The organism is Mesorhizobium sp. WSM4814, from assembly GCF_055811595.1.
The window spans coordinates 1-14874 of sequence record NZ_JBVVQT010000008.1 but is presented as its reverse complement, the minus strand read 5'-3'; the positions used below and the strand labels follow the sequence as shown (position 1 = coordinate 14874).

At 62.1% G+C, this 14874-nt stretch carries 15 protein-coding genes; all 15 read left to right on the top strand.

Going from position 1 to position 14874, the window contains the following annotated elements; translation table 11 throughout:
* Nucleotides 1-52 precede the first annotated feature (52 nt).
* The 15 genes from AC0L2V_RS14550 (at nt 53) to lpxB (ending at nt 14724) form a co-directional block, all read left to right on the top strand.
* Nucleotides 53-331 (top strand): DUF4031 domain-containing protein, encoded by a 279-nt coding sequence (locus AC0L2V_RS14550; RefSeq protein ID WP_027151900.1) that lies wholly within the window; start codon nt 53-55, stop codon nt 329-331.
* Nucleotides 328-939, top strand: coding sequence for a LysE family translocator (locus AC0L2V_RS14545; RefSeq protein WP_473520454.1), 612 nt, complete (start codon nt 328-330; stop codon nt 937-939). Before AC0L2V_RS14550 ends, AC0L2V_RS14545 begins: the two co-directional genes overlap by 4 nt.
* A gap of 177 nt (nt 940-1116) precedes the next feature.
* Entirely contained in the window at nt 1117-1914 is a 798-nt protein-coding gene (gene rpsB, locus AC0L2V_RS14540; RefSeq protein ID WP_473520453.1) for a 30S ribosomal protein S2, read from the top strand.
* A 117-nt stretch (nt 1915-2031) separates the two neighbouring features.
* The gene (gene tsf / locus AC0L2V_RS14535; RefSeq protein ID WP_473520452.1) at nt 2032-2955 is read left to right on the top strand and encodes a translation elongation factor Ts; all 924 of its coding nucleotides are present in this window, start codon (nt 2032-2034) and stop codon (nt 2953-2955) included.
* Nucleotides 2956-3275: 320 nt separating this feature from the next.
* Nucleotides 3276-3998, top strand: coding sequence for a UMP kinase (pyrH, locus tag AC0L2V_RS14530; protein ID WP_023801221.1), 723 nt, complete (start codon nt 3276-3278; stop codon nt 3996-3998).
* A 122-nt stretch (nt 3999-4120) separates the two neighbouring features.
* On the top strand, nt 4121-4675 hold the full coding sequence (frr, locus tag AC0L2V_RS14525; protein WP_077384157.1) for a ribosome recycling factor: 555 nt from the start codon (nt 4121-4123) through the stop codon (nt 4673-4675).
* Between the two features lie 32 nt (nt 4676-4707).
* A complete protein-coding gene (locus AC0L2V_RS14520; protein ID WP_091593787.1) occupies nt 4708-5439 on the top strand; it encodes an isoprenyl transferase in 732 nt (243 codons plus the stop codon).
* Nucleotides 5436-6266, top strand: a complete 831-nt coding sequence (locus AC0L2V_RS14515) for a phosphatidate cytidylyltransferase (protein WP_091593789.1) — start codon at nt 5436-5438, stop codon at nt 6264-6266. Before AC0L2V_RS14520 ends, AC0L2V_RS14515 begins: the two co-directional genes overlap by 4 nt.
* 134 nt (nt 6267-6400) lie before the next feature.
* On the top strand, nt 6401-7543 hold the full coding sequence (rseP, locus tag AC0L2V_RS14510; RefSeq protein ID WP_473516748.1) for an RIP metalloprotease RseP: 1143 nt from the start codon (nt 6401-6403) through the stop codon (nt 7541-7543).
* 217 nt (nt 7544-7760) lie between these two features.
* Nucleotides 7761-10133 (top strand): outer membrane protein assembly factor BamA, encoded by a 2373-nt coding sequence (gene bamA / locus AC0L2V_RS14505; RefSeq protein ID WP_091593793.1) that lies wholly within the window; start codon nt 7761-7763, stop codon nt 10131-10133.
* A 180-nt stretch (nt 10134-10313) separates the two neighbouring features.
* On the top strand, nt 10314-11372 hold the full coding sequence (gene lpxD / locus AC0L2V_RS14500) for a UDP-3-O-(3-hydroxymyristoyl)glucosamine N-acyltransferase (RefSeq protein WP_023801227.1): 1059 nt from the start codon (nt 10314-10316) through the stop codon (nt 11370-11372).
* Nucleotide 11373: 1 nt separating this feature from the next.
* Complete coding sequence (fabZ, locus tag AC0L2V_RS14495; RefSeq protein WP_023801228.1) at nt 11374-11832, top strand: 3-hydroxyacyl-ACP dehydratase FabZ; 459 nt, start codon at nt 11374-11376, stop codon at nt 11830-11832.
* Nucleotides 11833-11845: 13 nt separating this feature from the next.
* The gene (gene lpxA, locus AC0L2V_RS14490) at nt 11846-12679 is read left to right on the top strand and encodes an acyl-ACP--UDP-N-acetylglucosamine O-acyltransferase (RefSeq protein ID WP_473520451.1); all 834 of its coding nucleotides are present in this window, start codon (nt 11846-11848) and stop codon (nt 12677-12679) included.
* On the top strand, nt 12666-13568 hold the full coding sequence (locus tag AC0L2V_RS14485) for an LpxI family protein (protein ID WP_287222065.1): 903 nt from the start codon (nt 12666-12668) through the stop codon (nt 13566-13568). The genes lpxA and AC0L2V_RS14485 overlap by 14 nt, the downstream gene beginning before the upstream one ends.
* Nucleotides 13558-14724, top strand: coding sequence for a lipid-A-disaccharide synthase (gene lpxB, locus AC0L2V_RS14480; protein WP_473508462.1), 1167 nt, complete (start codon nt 13558-13560; stop codon nt 14722-14724). The genes AC0L2V_RS14485 and lpxB overlap by 11 nt, the downstream gene beginning before the upstream one ends.
* The last annotated feature ends 150 nt before the right edge of the window (nt 14725-14874 follow it).

Here is a 14874-nt window from a genome sequence, read left to right as displayed (position 1 = left end):
GTGGGCTGCGGCTCCGCTGGTCGGCGCAAGATGAAGGAGTGCGGCAAGCCTCATGGCGGTCTATGTCGACGCGGCGATCTGGAAATGGGTCGGCCACCGCTGGTGTCACCTGCTGGCCGACGACACCGACGAGCTGCATCGTTTTGCAGCACAGCTCGGCGTCAAGCGCTCGTCCTATCAGGGGCCGCCGAAGACATCGGCGCCGCATTATGACATAACCGGCTTCGAGCGCGACCGCGCGGTGCGGCTAGGCGCCGTCGAATGCAGCCGCGAGGAGATCGTTGCTGTTTTCCGGCGGGTCCGGGTGCCGAAGGGGAAGATACGACCATGACGTTGACGGCATTTCTGGCTTACTGCGCTGCGATCACATTTGCCGCCGCCACGCCTGGCCCGGCGGTATTCACGATCATTGCCAATGGCGTCTCGCGCGGGTTCGTTCGCGCGTTCCTAGCTGGCCTCGGTATCGCCGTTGGCGACGCGGTGCTGGTGACTTTGGCGCTGCTCGGCCTCGTGGCACTGGCACAGACCTTCGAATGGGTTTTTCTCATCCTGAAATATGCGGGTGCAGCCTATCTGATGTTTCTTGGCATCAGGATGTGGCGATCGGCTTCCGCGCGATCGAATGGACTGGAGGTAACGCAGGCAAGACTGTCTCGATCATTTTACCTCGGCATCTCCATCGCATTGGGCAATCCCAAGGCGATCCTGTTCCACGCCTCCATCATGCCATTGATCCTCGATCTCAATGCAATGAACTTCGCTGAGGGGCTGCTCGTGGTTGCAGTCGTGATCGGCGTCAACATTATCACTATGGGCGTCTATGCGGTGCTTGCCGGGCAGGCTTCGAGCTGGTTCAAGACGCCAAGGCGGATGCGCTTGATGAACAGGTTTGCCGGCGGCGCCATGATCGGCACCGGTGCGCTGATCGCCGCACGCTGAGCTGCAAGACACCGCAGCGCTTGCGTTTGCCGCGCATCCCCTCTATATGCGCGCTCATTCCACACACGGACTTTGGTGTCTGCCCGGGAGAAATCCGGCTGAAACCTCCGGTGGCGTTCGAGGACAAAGTCCAGAAATGCCTGTGTCCGTGGAGGCTAACCGGAAAAGGACATAAGAATGGCTCTGCCTGATTTCAGCATGCGCCAGCTTTTGGAAGCTGGCATTCACTTCGGCCACCAGACCCACCGCTGGAACCCGAAGATGGCGCCCTATATCTATGGCGCCCGCAACAACATCCACATCATCGACCTCTCGCAGACGGTGCCGCTGCTGCATCAGGCGCTGAAGCAGGTTTCCGACACCGTCGCCAAGGGTGGCCGCGTGCTGTTCGTCGGTACCAAGCGCCAGGCGTCCGACATCGTCGCCGACGCCGCACAGCGCTCGGCCCAGTACTATGTCAACTCCCGCTGGCTCGGCGGCATGATGACCAACTGGAAGACGATCTCGAACTCCATCCAGCGCCTGCGCAAGCTTGACGAGATGCTGGCTGGCGAGGCCCAGGGGCTCACCAAGAAGGAGCGCCTTAACCTCGACCGCGAGCGCGAGAAGCTCGACAAGGCGCTGGGCGGCATCAAGGACATGGGCTCGACGCCAGACCTGATGTTCGTGATCGACACCAACAAGGAAGCGATCGCCATCCTCGAGGCCAAGCGTCTCGGCATCCCGGTCGTCGCCATCATCGATTCCAACTGCGATCCGGACAAGATCGATTTCCCGATTCCGGGCAATGACGACGCGGCCCGCGCCATCCAGCTCTATTGTGATCTGATCGCCAAGGCTGCAATCGACGGCATTGCTCGCCAGCAGGGCGCGCTTGGCGTCGACGTCGGCGCTTTGGCCGAGGCTCCGATCGAGCCGGCACTCGAGCCGACGCCGGCCGCCGAGACACCGGCCGCCCCGACACCGGAAGCGTAACAGCGAAGGCCGGTTTCGGCCTTCATCTTTCTCATATTTTGGCGCGCTGAGCGCTGGCGCCAGGCGCATCATCGAGGACCGGTGGTGCGTCGGTGCATTTTAAACGAAGAGGCGACAATGAGCATTTCGGCTGCACAGGTCAAAGAACTCCGCGACTTGACCGGCGCGGGCATGATGGACTGCAAGATGGCGTTGAACGAGACCAACGGCAACATGGAAGAGGCCGTCGACTGGCTGCGCAAGAAGGGCATCTCCAAGGCAGACAAGAAGGCCGGCCGTACCGCGGCCGAAGGCCTCATCGGCGTCGATTCCGGCGTGCGTGAGGCGGCGGTCGTCGAGGTCAATTCCGAGACCGACTTCGTTGCCCGCAACGCTGCCTTCCAGGAGATCGTCGCCAACGTCGCCAAGGTGGCGCTCGCCTATGGCGGCAAGACCGAGGCTGTTGCAGCAGCCCCGTATCCGGGTTCCGACAAGTCGGTTGCCGACACCATCAAGGACGCTGTCGGCACCATTGGCGAGAATCTTGGCTTCCGCCGTTCGGCCAAGCTCACCGTCGAGCAGGGCGCCGTCGCAACCTACGTCCACAACGCGGTTGCCGACGGCCTTGGCAAGCTCGGCGTGCTGGTCGCCATCGAGACATCTGGCAACGCCCAGGTCGCCAACGCCTTTGCGCGTCAGGTCGCCATGCATGTGGCCGCCACCAACCCGATGGCGCTGACCACGGAAGAACTCGATCCGGCGGCGGTCGAGCGCGAGAAGGCGATCTTCGCCGACCAGGCGCGCCAGTCCGGCAAGCCGGAAGCGATTATCGAGAAGATGGTCGAGGGCCGCCTGCGCAAGTTCTACGAAGAGGTCGTGCTGCTCAAGCAGGCTTTCGTGCTCAATCCCGACATCACCGTCGAGAAGGCGCTGCAGGATGCCGAGAAGGAAATCGGCGCACCGGCCAAGATCACTGCCTATCTGCGCTTCGCGCTCGGCGAGGGCATCGAGAAGGACGAGACCGATTTTGCGGCGGAAGTCGCGGCGGCGGTCAAGAAGTAAAACGCACTCTATCTTTTTGAAAGACTTTACGGCCGGGTGTCCGCGAGGATGCTCGGCCGATTTCTTGCGCGGTATCGATGAAGGCCAGGCGTCGGCGACAGGCCGGCTGGCTATCTGCTCATGCCCGGATCTGCTCATGCAAGGATCTGCACGCACAAGTTGCATTTTCGGTGTAAGCCAATGGCTGGAAGAGCGTTTGCCGGTTCCGGCGCCGCGTGACATCGCAGCGCCCTTCGTGTATCGGAACGCCAATGTTTCGGGGCAGCGCCTGAGCGGGGAAGCCGCCCCGGGCGCGTCACACGCATAATGATGAGGACCAGATGACGGTGAAGCCCCTCTACCGACGTGTCTTGCTGAAAGCGTCGGGCGAAGCGCTGATGGGTGAACAGCATTTCGGCATCGACGTGTCGGTGGTCGATCGCATCGCCGCCGACATCGCCGAGGCCCGTACCCTGGGCATCGAGGTTGGGGTTGTCATTGGCGGCGGCAACATCTTTCGCGGCGTGGCCGTTGCCTCCAAGGGCGGCGATCGCGTCACCGGCGACCATATGGGCATGCTCGCCACCGTCATCAACTCGCTGGCGCTGCGCACCTCGCTGAACAAAATCGGCGTCGACGCTGTGGTGCTGTCTGCAATCGCCATGCCTGAGCTTTGCGAGAGCTTTTCGCAGCGCCAGGCGACCGCCTACATGAACCAGGGCAAGGTTGTCATCTTTGCCGGCGGCACCGGCAATCCGTTCTTCACCACCGATTCGGCCGCGGCGCTGCGCGCGGCGGAAATCGGCGCCGACGCGCTGTTCAAGGGCACCCAGGTCGATGGCGTCTATTCCGCCGATCCCAAGAAGGACCCGCATGCGACCCGCTTCGAGCGCATCAGCCATGGCGAAGTTATAAAACGCGGTCTTTCGATCATGGATACGGCCGCGATTGCACTTGCGCGCGAAAACAACATCCCGATAATCGTCTATTCGATCCACGAGAAGGGTGGTTTCGGTGATATTCTGAGGGGCGGCGGACGTTGCACGGTCGTCACGGACGACTGATCGGGAGCCCGATGCCGAACCGAAGGTTTTCCGTAGGCGAAAAACGGGAACCGGTTTTCGGATCGAGGCTTGAATACGGGTTACCCTGAAGTGAACCCGGCTAACGGGTCGAGGAGACGATGATGAGTGGCGAATACGATGATCTCAAACGGCGCATGGACGGGGCGATCGCTGCGTTCAAGCACGATCTGGCTTCGCTGCGGACCGGCCGCGCGTCGAGCAACCTGCTCGACGCGATCCAGGTGCAGGCCTACGGCACCACCATGCCGATCAACCAGGTGGCAAACGTGTCGGTGCCGGAGCCGCGCATGATTTCGGTTTCGGTCTGGGACAAGTCGATGGTCGGTGCGGTCGATCGCGCCATCCGTGAATCCAATCTCGGCTTCAATCCGATCGTCGACGGCACCAATCTCAGGATTCCGCTGCCCGAGCTCAACGAACAGCGCCGCAAGGAGCTGGTCAAGATCTCGCATGGTTATGCCGAGAATGCCCGCATCGCCGTTCGCCACGTGCGCCGGGACGGCATGGAGTTCCTCAAAAAGGCTGAAAAGGACGGCGATATCAGCGAGGACGATCATCGCAAGCGGTCCGACCAGGTCCAGAAGCTCACCGACGAGATGATCGGCACCATCGACCATCTGCTTTCCGATAAGGAAGCTGAAATCATGCAGGTTTAGGGTCTGGCCACTGCTGGCTCGAAAGCGAGAACATGACAAGCCCCGCGCATGTCGCGATCATCATGGACGGAAACGGACGCTGGGCCAAGGCGCGTGGCTTGCCACGGCTTGCTGGGCATCGTGCCGGCGTCGAGGCGCTGCGCAACACGGTGCGCGCCGCTCCTGGTCTTGGCATCTCGTTCCTCACCGTCTACGCCTTCTCGTCGGAAAACTGGTCGCGGCCGAAGTCCGAAGTCAGCGACCTGATGGGCCTGTTGAAAATCTTCATCCGCCGCGACCTCGCCGAACTGCACCAAAATGGCGTGCGGGTCAGGATCATCGGCGACAGGGCAGGGCTGCAGCCTGACATCAGGAGCCTGCTTGAAGAGGCCGAAACGCTGACCGTCCGCAACGAAGCGCTGACCCTGGTCATCGCTTTCAACTATGGCGGACGCGACGAGATCGTGCGCACCGCGCGCAAGCTTGCCGCGGCGGTGGCGCGCGGCGAGCTCGACAGCGAGGCGATCACGGCCGAATCCTTTGCCGGCTCTCTCGACACCCGGGGTATTCCGGATCCGGAACTGGTCATCCGCACCAGCGGTGAGCTCAGGCTGTCGAATTTCCTTCTGTGGCAAGCGGCTTACAGCGAACTTGTCTTCCTGCCTTGCTACTGGCCCGATTTCAGCCGCGAGCATTTGGCTGACGCATTGCGCGACTTTGCCGGTCGCGAGCGCCGTTTCGGCGGGCTTGGCGCTGAAGGCGTCGCCGTGACAGCCAAGGGATGAGCAACCTCCAGCTTCGCGTTATTTCTGCCGTCGTGCTTGCGGTCGTCACGCTCGGCCTGACCTGGCTCGGCGGACTGCCCTTCCGGCTGCTTTGCGCCGCCATGACGATCCTGATCTTCTACGAATGGACGCGAATGTGCCGCCCGGTCGCCGCCACGGGTCTTGGTCTTCTGCCGGAAGCGCTGCTTCTGGTTTTCGTCGGCGCCTTGGTCGCCGGCCTGCCGGCGTCCTGGCTGCTGCTTCTTGTGGCGGTGATGGTCGTTGTCACCGTGGTCGTGGCTTCGATGCACCAGACTTCGATGCATCAAACGGGACAGTGGGACGCGTCCGGCCTTGCCTATGCCGCCATTTCCGGACTGTCACTTGCTCTTTTGCGCGACGGCGACCATTCCGGCCTCGTCGCCATTCTCTTCCTGTTCGCGGTGGTTTGGGCGACCGACATAGCAGCTTATTTCGTCGGCCGCGCTGTCGGCGGGCCGAAGCTGGCGCCGTCGATCTCACCCGGCAAGACGCAGAGCGGTGCGCTCGGCGGCGCCGTCGGCGGCGTGGTTGCCGGGCTGCTTCTGGCCGCTGCGGCCGGAGCCGGCAATCTCGCAGCGCTCGGCGTCGTCGCGCTGGTGCTTTCGCTCGTCTCCCAGGCCGGCGACCTTTTCGAATCATGGGTGAAGCGGCGCCACAACCGCAAGGATTCGGGCACGCTGATACCGGGCCATGGCGGCGTCATGGACCGGGTCGACGGGCTTGTCGCGGCGGCTTTCGCCCTGTACGTCATCGGCTGGATTTCGGCGACCGCCGACCATCCGGCACAGTGGCTGTTTCCAGCTTGATCGGCATTGGCTCTTTATCGGCATTGATTCGGGGGCCTGGTTTCTTGACCTGCGCAGGATGCGCCATGGATTCGCCTGGATTGATGCCACAGTCGCAGTACCGCCGTGCTGCGGACGAATTTTGAGGACATGAATTGAACGAGATTCTTCACGCGGTTTTCAGCACGGAGGGCTTTGTCCTCGGCACGCTGGTGCCTTTCCTGTTCGTGCTGACCGTCGTCGTGTTCGTTCACGAGATGGGCCATTATCTCGTCGGCCGCTGGTGCGGCATCGGCGTGAAGGTCTTTTCGATCGGCTTCGGCCCGGAACTCTTCGGCTTTAATGACAGCCATGGCACGCGCTGGAAGCTCTGCGCCATTCCACTCGGCGGCTACGTCAAATTCGTCGGCGACATGAACGCCACCTCGAGCCAGCCCAGTTCGGAGGAGATCGAAACGCTGACGGCTGCCGAACGCAAGATCGCTTTTCACACGCAGCCGGTCTGGAAACGCGCGGCAACTGTGGTGGCTGGCCCGCTGTTCAATTTTCTGCTGACGATCGCCGTCTTCGCGGTGCTGTTTTCCGCCTATGGCCGGCCCGTGCTGGAGCCAATGGTGGCTGAAGTCACTGCGGGCAGCCCAGCGGCCAGGGCCGGCATCCTGCCCGGAGACCGCTTCGTCAGCGTCGACGGCAGCAAGGTCCAGACCTTCGCCGACGTCCAGCGCCGGGTCTCGGGCCGCGGTGGCGACCCCATCACCTTCGTCATGCTGCGCGACGGCAAGGAGATTACCGTTACGGCGACGCCCGAATTGATGGAGCAGCAAGACGGGCTGGGCAACAAGGTCAAGGTCGCGGTGATCGGCGTCGTCAACAACCAGGAATTCGGCCAGCCCAGGCTGATCACTTACAGCCCGGTCGGAGCGGTAGGGGCGGCGGTCGAGGAGACCGGATACATCATTCAGCGCACCGGTCAGTTCCTGCAGCGTTTCGTTGTCGGTCGCGAAGACAAATGCCAGCTGGGCGGCCCAATCAAGATCGCAAAGATGTCGGGGCAGGCGGCAAAACTCGGCTTCGACTGGCTTGTGCAACTTGTCGCGCTGCTGTCGGTCGGGATCGGTATTCTGAACCTTTTGCCGATTCCTCCGCTCGACGGCGGCCATCTCCTGTTCTACGGCGTGGAGGCCGTCATTCGGCGACCGGTGTCGGAACGGATGATGGAATTGGGCTACAGGGCTGGCCTGCTTCTCGTCTTGGGCTTCATGGGGTTCGTTTTCTGGAACGACCTGTTTGGATGCTGAAATCATGAAGAAATTTGGCTTCAGCACAGCCAATGTTGAGACGCCGTTTACCATGCGTGGGGATATGCGTGACGCGAAAGCCACGCAATTGGGTTAAGTAAATACAAATTAACCAGGAGCCTTGCGTGTAGGGAAAATCCGGTTAATACGGTAGGGGAAATTACCGCACGTCCGGTTTTCTCGCCGTGGGGACTTCGAGAAAAGGTACAAAAGCCCGATGAAGGCAGCATCCAAGTTTCTGAGCGCCGCGTCCGCGGTGGCCCTGTCCGCCGCCCTGGTCGTACCAGGTGCGCTCGCAGTGCAGTTCGTTGCCACATCGGCGGCCGAGGCCGCAGTTGTTTCAAGAGTTGAAGTCAGCGGCAATCAGCGTGTCGACGCCGAGACGATCCGCAACTACGTCACGATCAAGCCCGGCAGGCCGTTTTCCAGCGCCGATATCGACGAGGCGGTCAAGGCGCTGTTCGGCACCGGGCTGTTCTCGGACGTCCAGATCAACCAGGTCGGTTCGACGCTGGTCATCAAGGTTTCCGAATATCAGGTCGTGAACCAGGTGCTGTTCCAGGGCAACAAGAAGCTCAAGGACAACGCGCTGGCGGCCGCGGTCCAGTTGAAGCCGCGTGGAACATTCTCGCAGCAGGCGCTCGATGCCGATGTCGAGGCGGTCAAGGCCGCCTACAGGCGTATCGGCCGCGACGACGCCGCCGTGACCACCCAGATCATGGATCTCGGCGACAACCGCGTGAACGTGGTGTTCAACATCAACGAAGGCGGCCGCACGCAGATCGCCGCGATCAATTTCGTCGGCAACAGCGCCTATTCGAGCCGTCGCCTGTCCGATGTCATTTCGACCAAGCGCTCGACCATCCTTTCGTTCGTGCTGCGCGACGACGTCTATGACGAAGACAAGCTCAACGCTGACCAGGAGTTGCTGCGCCGTTTTTATTACAATCACGGCTATGCCGACTTCCAGGTGATTTCCGCGGTCGGCGAGCTCGACGAAACCACCAATAAATACACGGTAACCATCACCGTGCAGGAGGGCGAGCGCTACACCTTCGGCGACATCAGCGTCGAGAGCACGATTCCCGAGGTCGACGGCGCATCGCTGCAGTCGGTGGTCGAAACCCACAAGGGCGATGTCTACAACGCCGAGAACGTCGAAGACACCATCATTGCATTGACCGAGAGGGTCGCCGGTTCCGGCTATCCCTTCGCCCAGGTGACGCCGCGCGGCGACCGCAATTTCGAGAACCACACCATTTCAGTGGTCTATACGATCGACCAGGGCACCAAGGCCTATGTCGAGCGCATCGAGATTCGCGGCAACGACCGGACACGCGACTTTGTCATTCGCCGAGAATTCGACGTGAGTGAGGGTGATGCCTTCAACCAGGTTCTCATCCAGCGCGCGAAGAAACGGCTGGAAGCACTCGATTTTTTTGAGAAAGTCGAGGTTTCGACCGTGCCCGGTTCTGAGCCGGACCAGGTGGTGCTGGTGGTCGACGTGGTCGAGAAGTCGACCGGCGAGTTCTCCGTCGGCGCCGGCTATTCGAGCGGTGGCGACACCGAAGGCCCGACCGTCGAAGGATCGATCAGCGAACGCAACTTCCTCGGACGCGGCCAGTTCATCAAGCTCTCCGCGGGCGGCGGCAAGAATTCGCGCGACTACAGCTTCTCCTTCACCGAGCCCTATTTCCTCGGGCGGCGCATTGCCGCCGGTTTCGATGTCTTCAACCGGACCAGGGAACGCGACGACTACAAGAGCGAGACGCTAGGCGCGACAGTGCGCTTCGGCCTGCCGATCACCGACGACATCTCGACGCAGCTGGCGTACAATATCTCCCAGGAGAAGTACGAGCTCGACGAAGACTGCGAGACCAACGGCGACTACGACCCCCTCAAATGCAACATTTCTACGGCTATCCTGGACGGCATCGCGGAAAGCCCGTGGCTCAAGTCGTCGGTCAGTCTCGGCCTGGTCTACAACACCATCGACGACATGAAGAACCCGCATGAAGGCATCTTCGCCAATGTCACCACGGAATTCGCCGGCCTCGGTGGCGACGCCAAATTCGTCAAGGTGACAACGCGTGGCAGCGTCTACCAGACATTGTCCGAGCAGCTTGATCTGGTGGCGGTGATTTCCGGCGGGGCTGGTCATATCCAAGGCTACGGCGGCGATGGCGACCTGCGCATCTTCGATCATTTCCAGAGCAACGACCGCATGATCCGTGGCTTCGCTTACGGCGGTATCGGCCCGGTCGACAGTGACGACGCCGGCGACCATCTTGGTGGCACCACCTATTTCAATGCCTCGGCGGAAGCCCAGTTCCCAATGCCGGTTATTCCGGAAAGCTTCGGCCTGCGCGGCGCGGTGTTCGCCGACGCGGCGACGCTCTATGGCAGCAAGATCGATGCTTCACTGGTCGATCAGTCGACGGTCGACATGCAGTGGCGCGCCTCTGTCGGCGTCGGCCTGATGTGGGCGTCGCCCTTTGGTCCGATCCGGATCGACTATGCGATCCCGGTCCTCGAGGAGGACACCGACGACGTGCAGGAATTCAACTTCGGCATATCGTCCCGCTTCTGATTGGCGGGCAACGATACTTCCGGGCCGTAGCGGTCCGGAAGAGAGTAATTCGACACTACGGCGCCGCGCATCCTCCTGGACGCGCATAGGACGCTGCAGGACTTTGATTTTGCGCATTATCCTTTCCGAAAATCGATTCCGATTTTCGGGGTCGTGCGCTAGCTGGATATAGCTTCTGGAATGACCGATCCGGTGTTCTTCGCGCCATCACGCCGGTATACGGCTGGCGAAGTCGCGAATCTGACCGGCTCGGTGCTTGTCGATTCCGACCTCTCCGATAGATCGATCGAAGCCTTGGCGCCGGCAAGCGAAGGCGGCGAGCACGCTCTTGTCTTTGTCGATGGCAGACGCAACTTCGCGCTGATGCAATCGCTGCGAGCAGCGGCGGTTCTATGCCCCGCCGAATTTGCTGGCAAGGCGCCTGCGGGTATCGCGGTTCTGATCCATCCGCGCCCGCAACAGGCTTTCGCGATGGTCGGCCGCCTGCTTTTCCCGGCGGCTGCGACACCGGCGCCGATGACCGGCGAAACCGGTATCTCGCCGCATGCCCATATCGATCCATCGGCGCGCGTCGAGGCCGGCGCGATCGTCGAGGCCGGCGCGATCATCGGCCCTCGCGCTTCTATCGGCAGCGGAACCGTCATTGCTCCTCATGCCGTTATCGGTCCCTCCTGCCAGTTCGGCCGCGACGGCTATGTCGGCCCGGGCGCCAGCATCCAGTACGCGCTGATCGGCAACCGCGTCATCATTCATGGCGGCGCCCGCATCGGCCAGGACGGTTTTGGCTTCGTGGCCGGCGCCAAGGGCCCGGAGCGCGTGCCGCAAATCGGCCGGGTCGTCATCCAGGACGACGTCGAGATCGGCTCCAATACCACCGTCGATCGCGGCGCCATGTCCGACACGATTATCGGTCAAGGCACCAAGATCGACAATCTGGTCCAGATCGCTCATAACGTCCGCATCGGCCGCAATTGCATAATCGCCGGCCTTTCGGGTATTTCCGGTTCCGTAACGGTGGGCGACAACGTCACCATGGGTGGCGGTGTCGGTCTTGCGGATCACCTGACGGTAGGGACAGGGGCCAAGCTTGCTGCAAGAAGCGGGTTCATGAGCAACGTCCCCGCAGGCGAGATTTGGGGAGGGTACCCGGCGCAGCCGATGGCGGAAGCCATGCGGGAGATCGCGGCTCTGCGAAGACTGGCCAGGGCGCGCAAATCGGGCGACGGAGGGAAGAGCTGAGATGGTTGCGGCGACAACGCTCGAGGCGGTCGACATATTGGGGCTGATGAAGCTCCTGCCGCATCGCTATCCGTTCCTGATGATCGACCGCATCATCGATATCGATGGCGACGAGTCCGCCACCGGCATCAAGAACGTGACCATAAACGAGCCGCATTTCCAAGGTCATTTCCCGGATCAGCCGGTCATGCCCGGCGTGTTGATCGTCGAGGCGATGGCGCAGACGGCCGGCGCCATCTGCATCCGCAGCCTAGGCACCGAAAAACCGTCGCTGGTCTATTTCCTGACCATCGACAACGCCAAATTCCGTAAACCGGTCGTTCCCGGCGACCAGTTGAAGATCCATGTGAAGAAAATCAAGAAACGCGGCAACCTTCTCAAATTCGCCTGCGAGGCTCTCGTCGACGGCGTCAAGGCCGCGGAAGCCGAGATCTCGGCGATGATGGTCGCGAGCGACTGACGATCGAATGCTTATGAAAATCCAGACAGTCATCCATCCATCGTCGGTCATCGAGGCCGGCGCAAAAATCGGCGAAGGCGTCCGCATCGGGCCATTCTGCCACATCAGCGCCGACGCGGTGCTCGGCGACCGCGTCGAACTGGTCAGCCACGTCTCGGTGATGGGCGCGACCACCATCGGTGCGTCGACCAAGGTGTATCCGATGGCGACACTGGGCGCGCCGCCGCAGAACAACAAGCACAAGGGCGGCCGCACCACGCTGGTCGTCGGTGAGAACTGCACGATCCGCGAAGGCGTGACCATGCACGTCGGCACCGATTCCAGCCGCGGCGAGACGACGATCGGTGACAACGGCAACTTCCTTGCCTATGCCCACATCGCGCATGATTGCATCGTCGGCAAGAACGCCACCTTCGCCAATCAGGCGACGTTGGGCGGCCATTGCGAGATCGGCGACAACGTCTATATCGGTGGTCTCAGCGCAGTTCATCAGTTTGTCCGCGTCGGCGACAACGCCTTTCTCGGCGGTTGCTCGGCATTCGTCGGCGATGTCATTCCCTACGCCATCGCCGTCGGCAATCGCGCCAGCCTTCGCGGCCTCAATATCATCGGCCTGAAGCGCGCCGGCCTGCCGCGCTCCGAGATCCACACGCTGCGCAAGGCCTACAGGACGATCTTCGATCGCTCCCGAACCGTCGGTGAAAACATCGAGTTCGCCAAGGCGGAATTCGCCTCGTCACCGACCGCCATGAAGATCATCGATTTCATCGCCAGTCGCGGTAAGCGGCACTATGCCGTCCCGTCGCTCAAGGCCGGTGGCGGCGACGATGCCGATGACGAAGATTGAGGGCACCCGGACGGGCCTTGATCTCGCGCCAGACGTCAAAGTCGGCATCATTGCCGGCGGCGGCAGTTTACCGGTCGAAGTCGCCAGGGCGCTTGCTGTGCAAGGCAAGTCTCCCTTCGTGGTGATAGTGGCGGGCGAGGTCGACCGCATATCCGACTTCGACGCGTATGAGCAGGCGACGTTGAGGCTGGAGGATGTCGGCTCTCTGCTGCCGACGCTCAAAAATAGTCATGTTACCCATCTGGTGACAGCGGGACATATCACACGCCGCCCCAGGCTGAGCGCCATGCGCCTCAATCTCGGCCTGCTCGCCTGGGTGCCCAGCCTTCTTGTCGGTGTAACCCAAGGCGACGACACCGTGCTGAAACTGTTCGTGCGAAGGGTCGAGCGCAGCGGCATCAAGGTGGTCGGCGCCCATGAGATCGTGCCGGAACTGGTCGCCGCCGAAGGCGCGCTGACCAAGGCAGCGCCGCGGAAATCCGACTGGCGCGACATCAAAGCGGCCCACGCAGCGGCAATGGCCATCGGCGCGCTGGATATCGGCCAGGCGGCTGTTGCGATCGGCGGCCGCGCCATCGCGCTGGAAGGCATCGAGGGCACCGACGGATTGCTCGATCGAACACGGCAGTTGCGCGGCCATGGCAGGCTGGCCGGCAGAACGCGCGGCGTCCTGGTCAAATGCGCCAAGCCTGGCCAGGAGTTGCGCGCCGATCTGCCCTCGATCGGGCCGCAGACGATCGAGGCGGCGCATGCCGCCGGACTTGCCGGCATTGCCGTCGAAGCCGGCCGCTCGCTGGTTCTCGAAGGCCCGACAGTCGTCGCTCGCGCCAACGCGCTCGGCCTGTTCGTGATCGGCCTGCCTGCTGCGGAGCCGGTGCATGGCGACTGAGCGACCGCTGAAGATCGCCATCGTCGCCGGCGAAGAATCCGGCGATCTGCTTGGCGCCGACATCGTAGAGGCGCTCAAGCGCGTGACCGGCCGCGAGGTCCGGCTCGTCGGCATCGGCGGCCGGCATTTGCAGGCGCTCGGCCTCACGCCGTTGTTCGACGGCGGCGAGATCGCGCTGATGGGATTGAGCGCCATCCTGCGCGATCTGCCGCGCCTGATACGACGGATCAGCCAGACGGCCGCTGCGGTCGCCAATGAAAAGCCCGACTGCCTTGTCACCATCGACAGCCCGGATTTTTCGCTGCGCGTGGCGAAAAAGGTGCGTGCCGCCGATCCGGCAATCCCGATCGTCCACTATGTCTGCCCGAGCGTCTGGGCATGGCGGCCAGGCAGGGCGGTGGCGATGAAACCGTATGTCGACCACATCCTCTGTATCCTGCCTTTCGAAGTGAGGGAACTCGCCCGCCTCGGCGGTCCGACCGGCACCTATGTCGGCCATCGCCTTACCCACGATCCGGGCATGCTCGGCGCCGCCAAGGCGCAAAGCCTGCCGCGCGACCTGTCCGACGATCGTGTGAAGACACTGCTTGTGCTGCCCGGCTCGCGCCGCGGCGAGGTGCGACGGCTGGCCGGCCCGTTCGGCAAGACGATCTCGATCCTGCGTGCGCGCGGACACCGCTTGCGCCTGCTGTTGCCGACGGTGCCGCATGTCGCCGACCTGGTCAGGGCTTCGGTGGCAAGTTGGTACGAGAAGCCGGAGATCATCCTTGATCCCGAGCGCAAATGGCAGGCCTTCGGCAAGGCCGATGCAGCGCTGATCGCATCGGGAACGGTGTCGCTGGAACTGGCGCTGTCGGGTGTGCCGATGATCTCCTGCTACCGGCTCGATCCAGTCATGCGGATGGCCCAACGCCTGATCACCGTATGGAGCGCCTCCTTGCCCAATCTCATCGCCGACCGCCCGATCGTGCCGGAAAGCTACAACGAATATGTGCGACCGCACTACCTGGCGCGGCAGTTGGAGGCGCTGTTTTCCGACACCCCCTATCGCGCATGGCAGAAGGATGGTTTTGCCGAGGTGGCCAGACGCATGGCTGTGGACAGACCGTCCGGCGACATCGCTGCGGGGGTCGTGATGAGGTGTATCAAGCGGTGAATGGTGAAGTGGTGAATAGTGAATGGTGAACGGTCAAAATCGTGCTTGACCATAGGCCACAAAGAGACCCTGCTTCACTATTCACTATTCACTATTCACTATTCACTATTCACTATTCACTATTCACTATTCACTATTCACTATTCACTA

Bases quoted from the DNA above. Each gene is read 5' to 3' on its own strand.
- AC0L2V_RS14550 (WP_027151900.1), top strand. From the start codon at position 53: ATGGCGGTCTATGTCGACGCGGCGATCTGGAAATGGGTCGGCCACCGC.
- AC0L2V_RS14545 (WP_473520454.1), top strand. From the start codon at position 328: ATGACGTTGACGGCATTTCTGGCTTACTGCGCTGCGATCACATTTGCC.
- rpsB (WP_473520453.1), top strand. From the start codon at position 1,117: ATGGCTCTGCCTGATTTCAGCATGCGCCAGCTTTTGGAAGCTGGCATT.
- tsf (WP_473520452.1), top strand. From the start codon at position 2,032: ATGAGCATTTCGGCTGCACAGGTCAAAGAACTCCGCGACTTGACCGGC.
- pyrH (WP_023801221.1), top strand. From the start codon at position 3,276: ATGACGGTGAAGCCCCTCTACCGACGTGTCTTGCTGAAAGCGTCGGGC.
- frr (WP_077384157.1), top strand. From the start codon at position 4,121: ATGAGTGGCGAATACGATGATCTCAAACGGCGCATGGACGGGGCGATC.
- AC0L2V_RS14520 (WP_091593787.1), top strand. From the start codon at position 4,708: ATGACAAGCCCCGCGCATGTCGCGATCATCATGGACGGAAACGGACGC.
- AC0L2V_RS14515 (WP_091593789.1), top strand. From the start codon at position 5,436: ATGAGCAACCTCCAGCTTCGCGTTATTTCTGCCGTCGTGCTTGCGGTC.
- bamA (WP_091593793.1), top strand. From the start codon at position 7,761: ATGAAGGCAGCATCCAAGTTTCTGAGCGCCGCGTCCGCGGTGGCCCTG.
- lpxD (WP_023801227.1), top strand. From the start codon at position 10,314: ATGACCGATCCGGTGTTCTTCGCGCCATCACGCCGGTATACGGCTGGC.
- fabZ (WP_023801228.1), top strand. From the start codon at position 11,374: ATGGTTGCGGCGACAACGCTCGAGGCGGTCGACATATTGGGGCTGATG.
- lpxA (WP_473520451.1), top strand. From the start codon at position 11,846: ATGAAAATCCAGACAGTCATCCATCCATCGTCGGTCATCGAGGCCGGC.
- AC0L2V_RS14485 (WP_287222065.1), top strand. From the start codon at position 12,666: ATGACGAAGATTGAGGGCACCCGGACGGGCCTTGATCTCGCGCCAGAC.
- lpxB (WP_473508462.1), top strand. From the start codon at position 13,558: ATGGCGACTGAGCGACCGCTGAAGATCGCCATCGTCGCCGGCGAAGAA.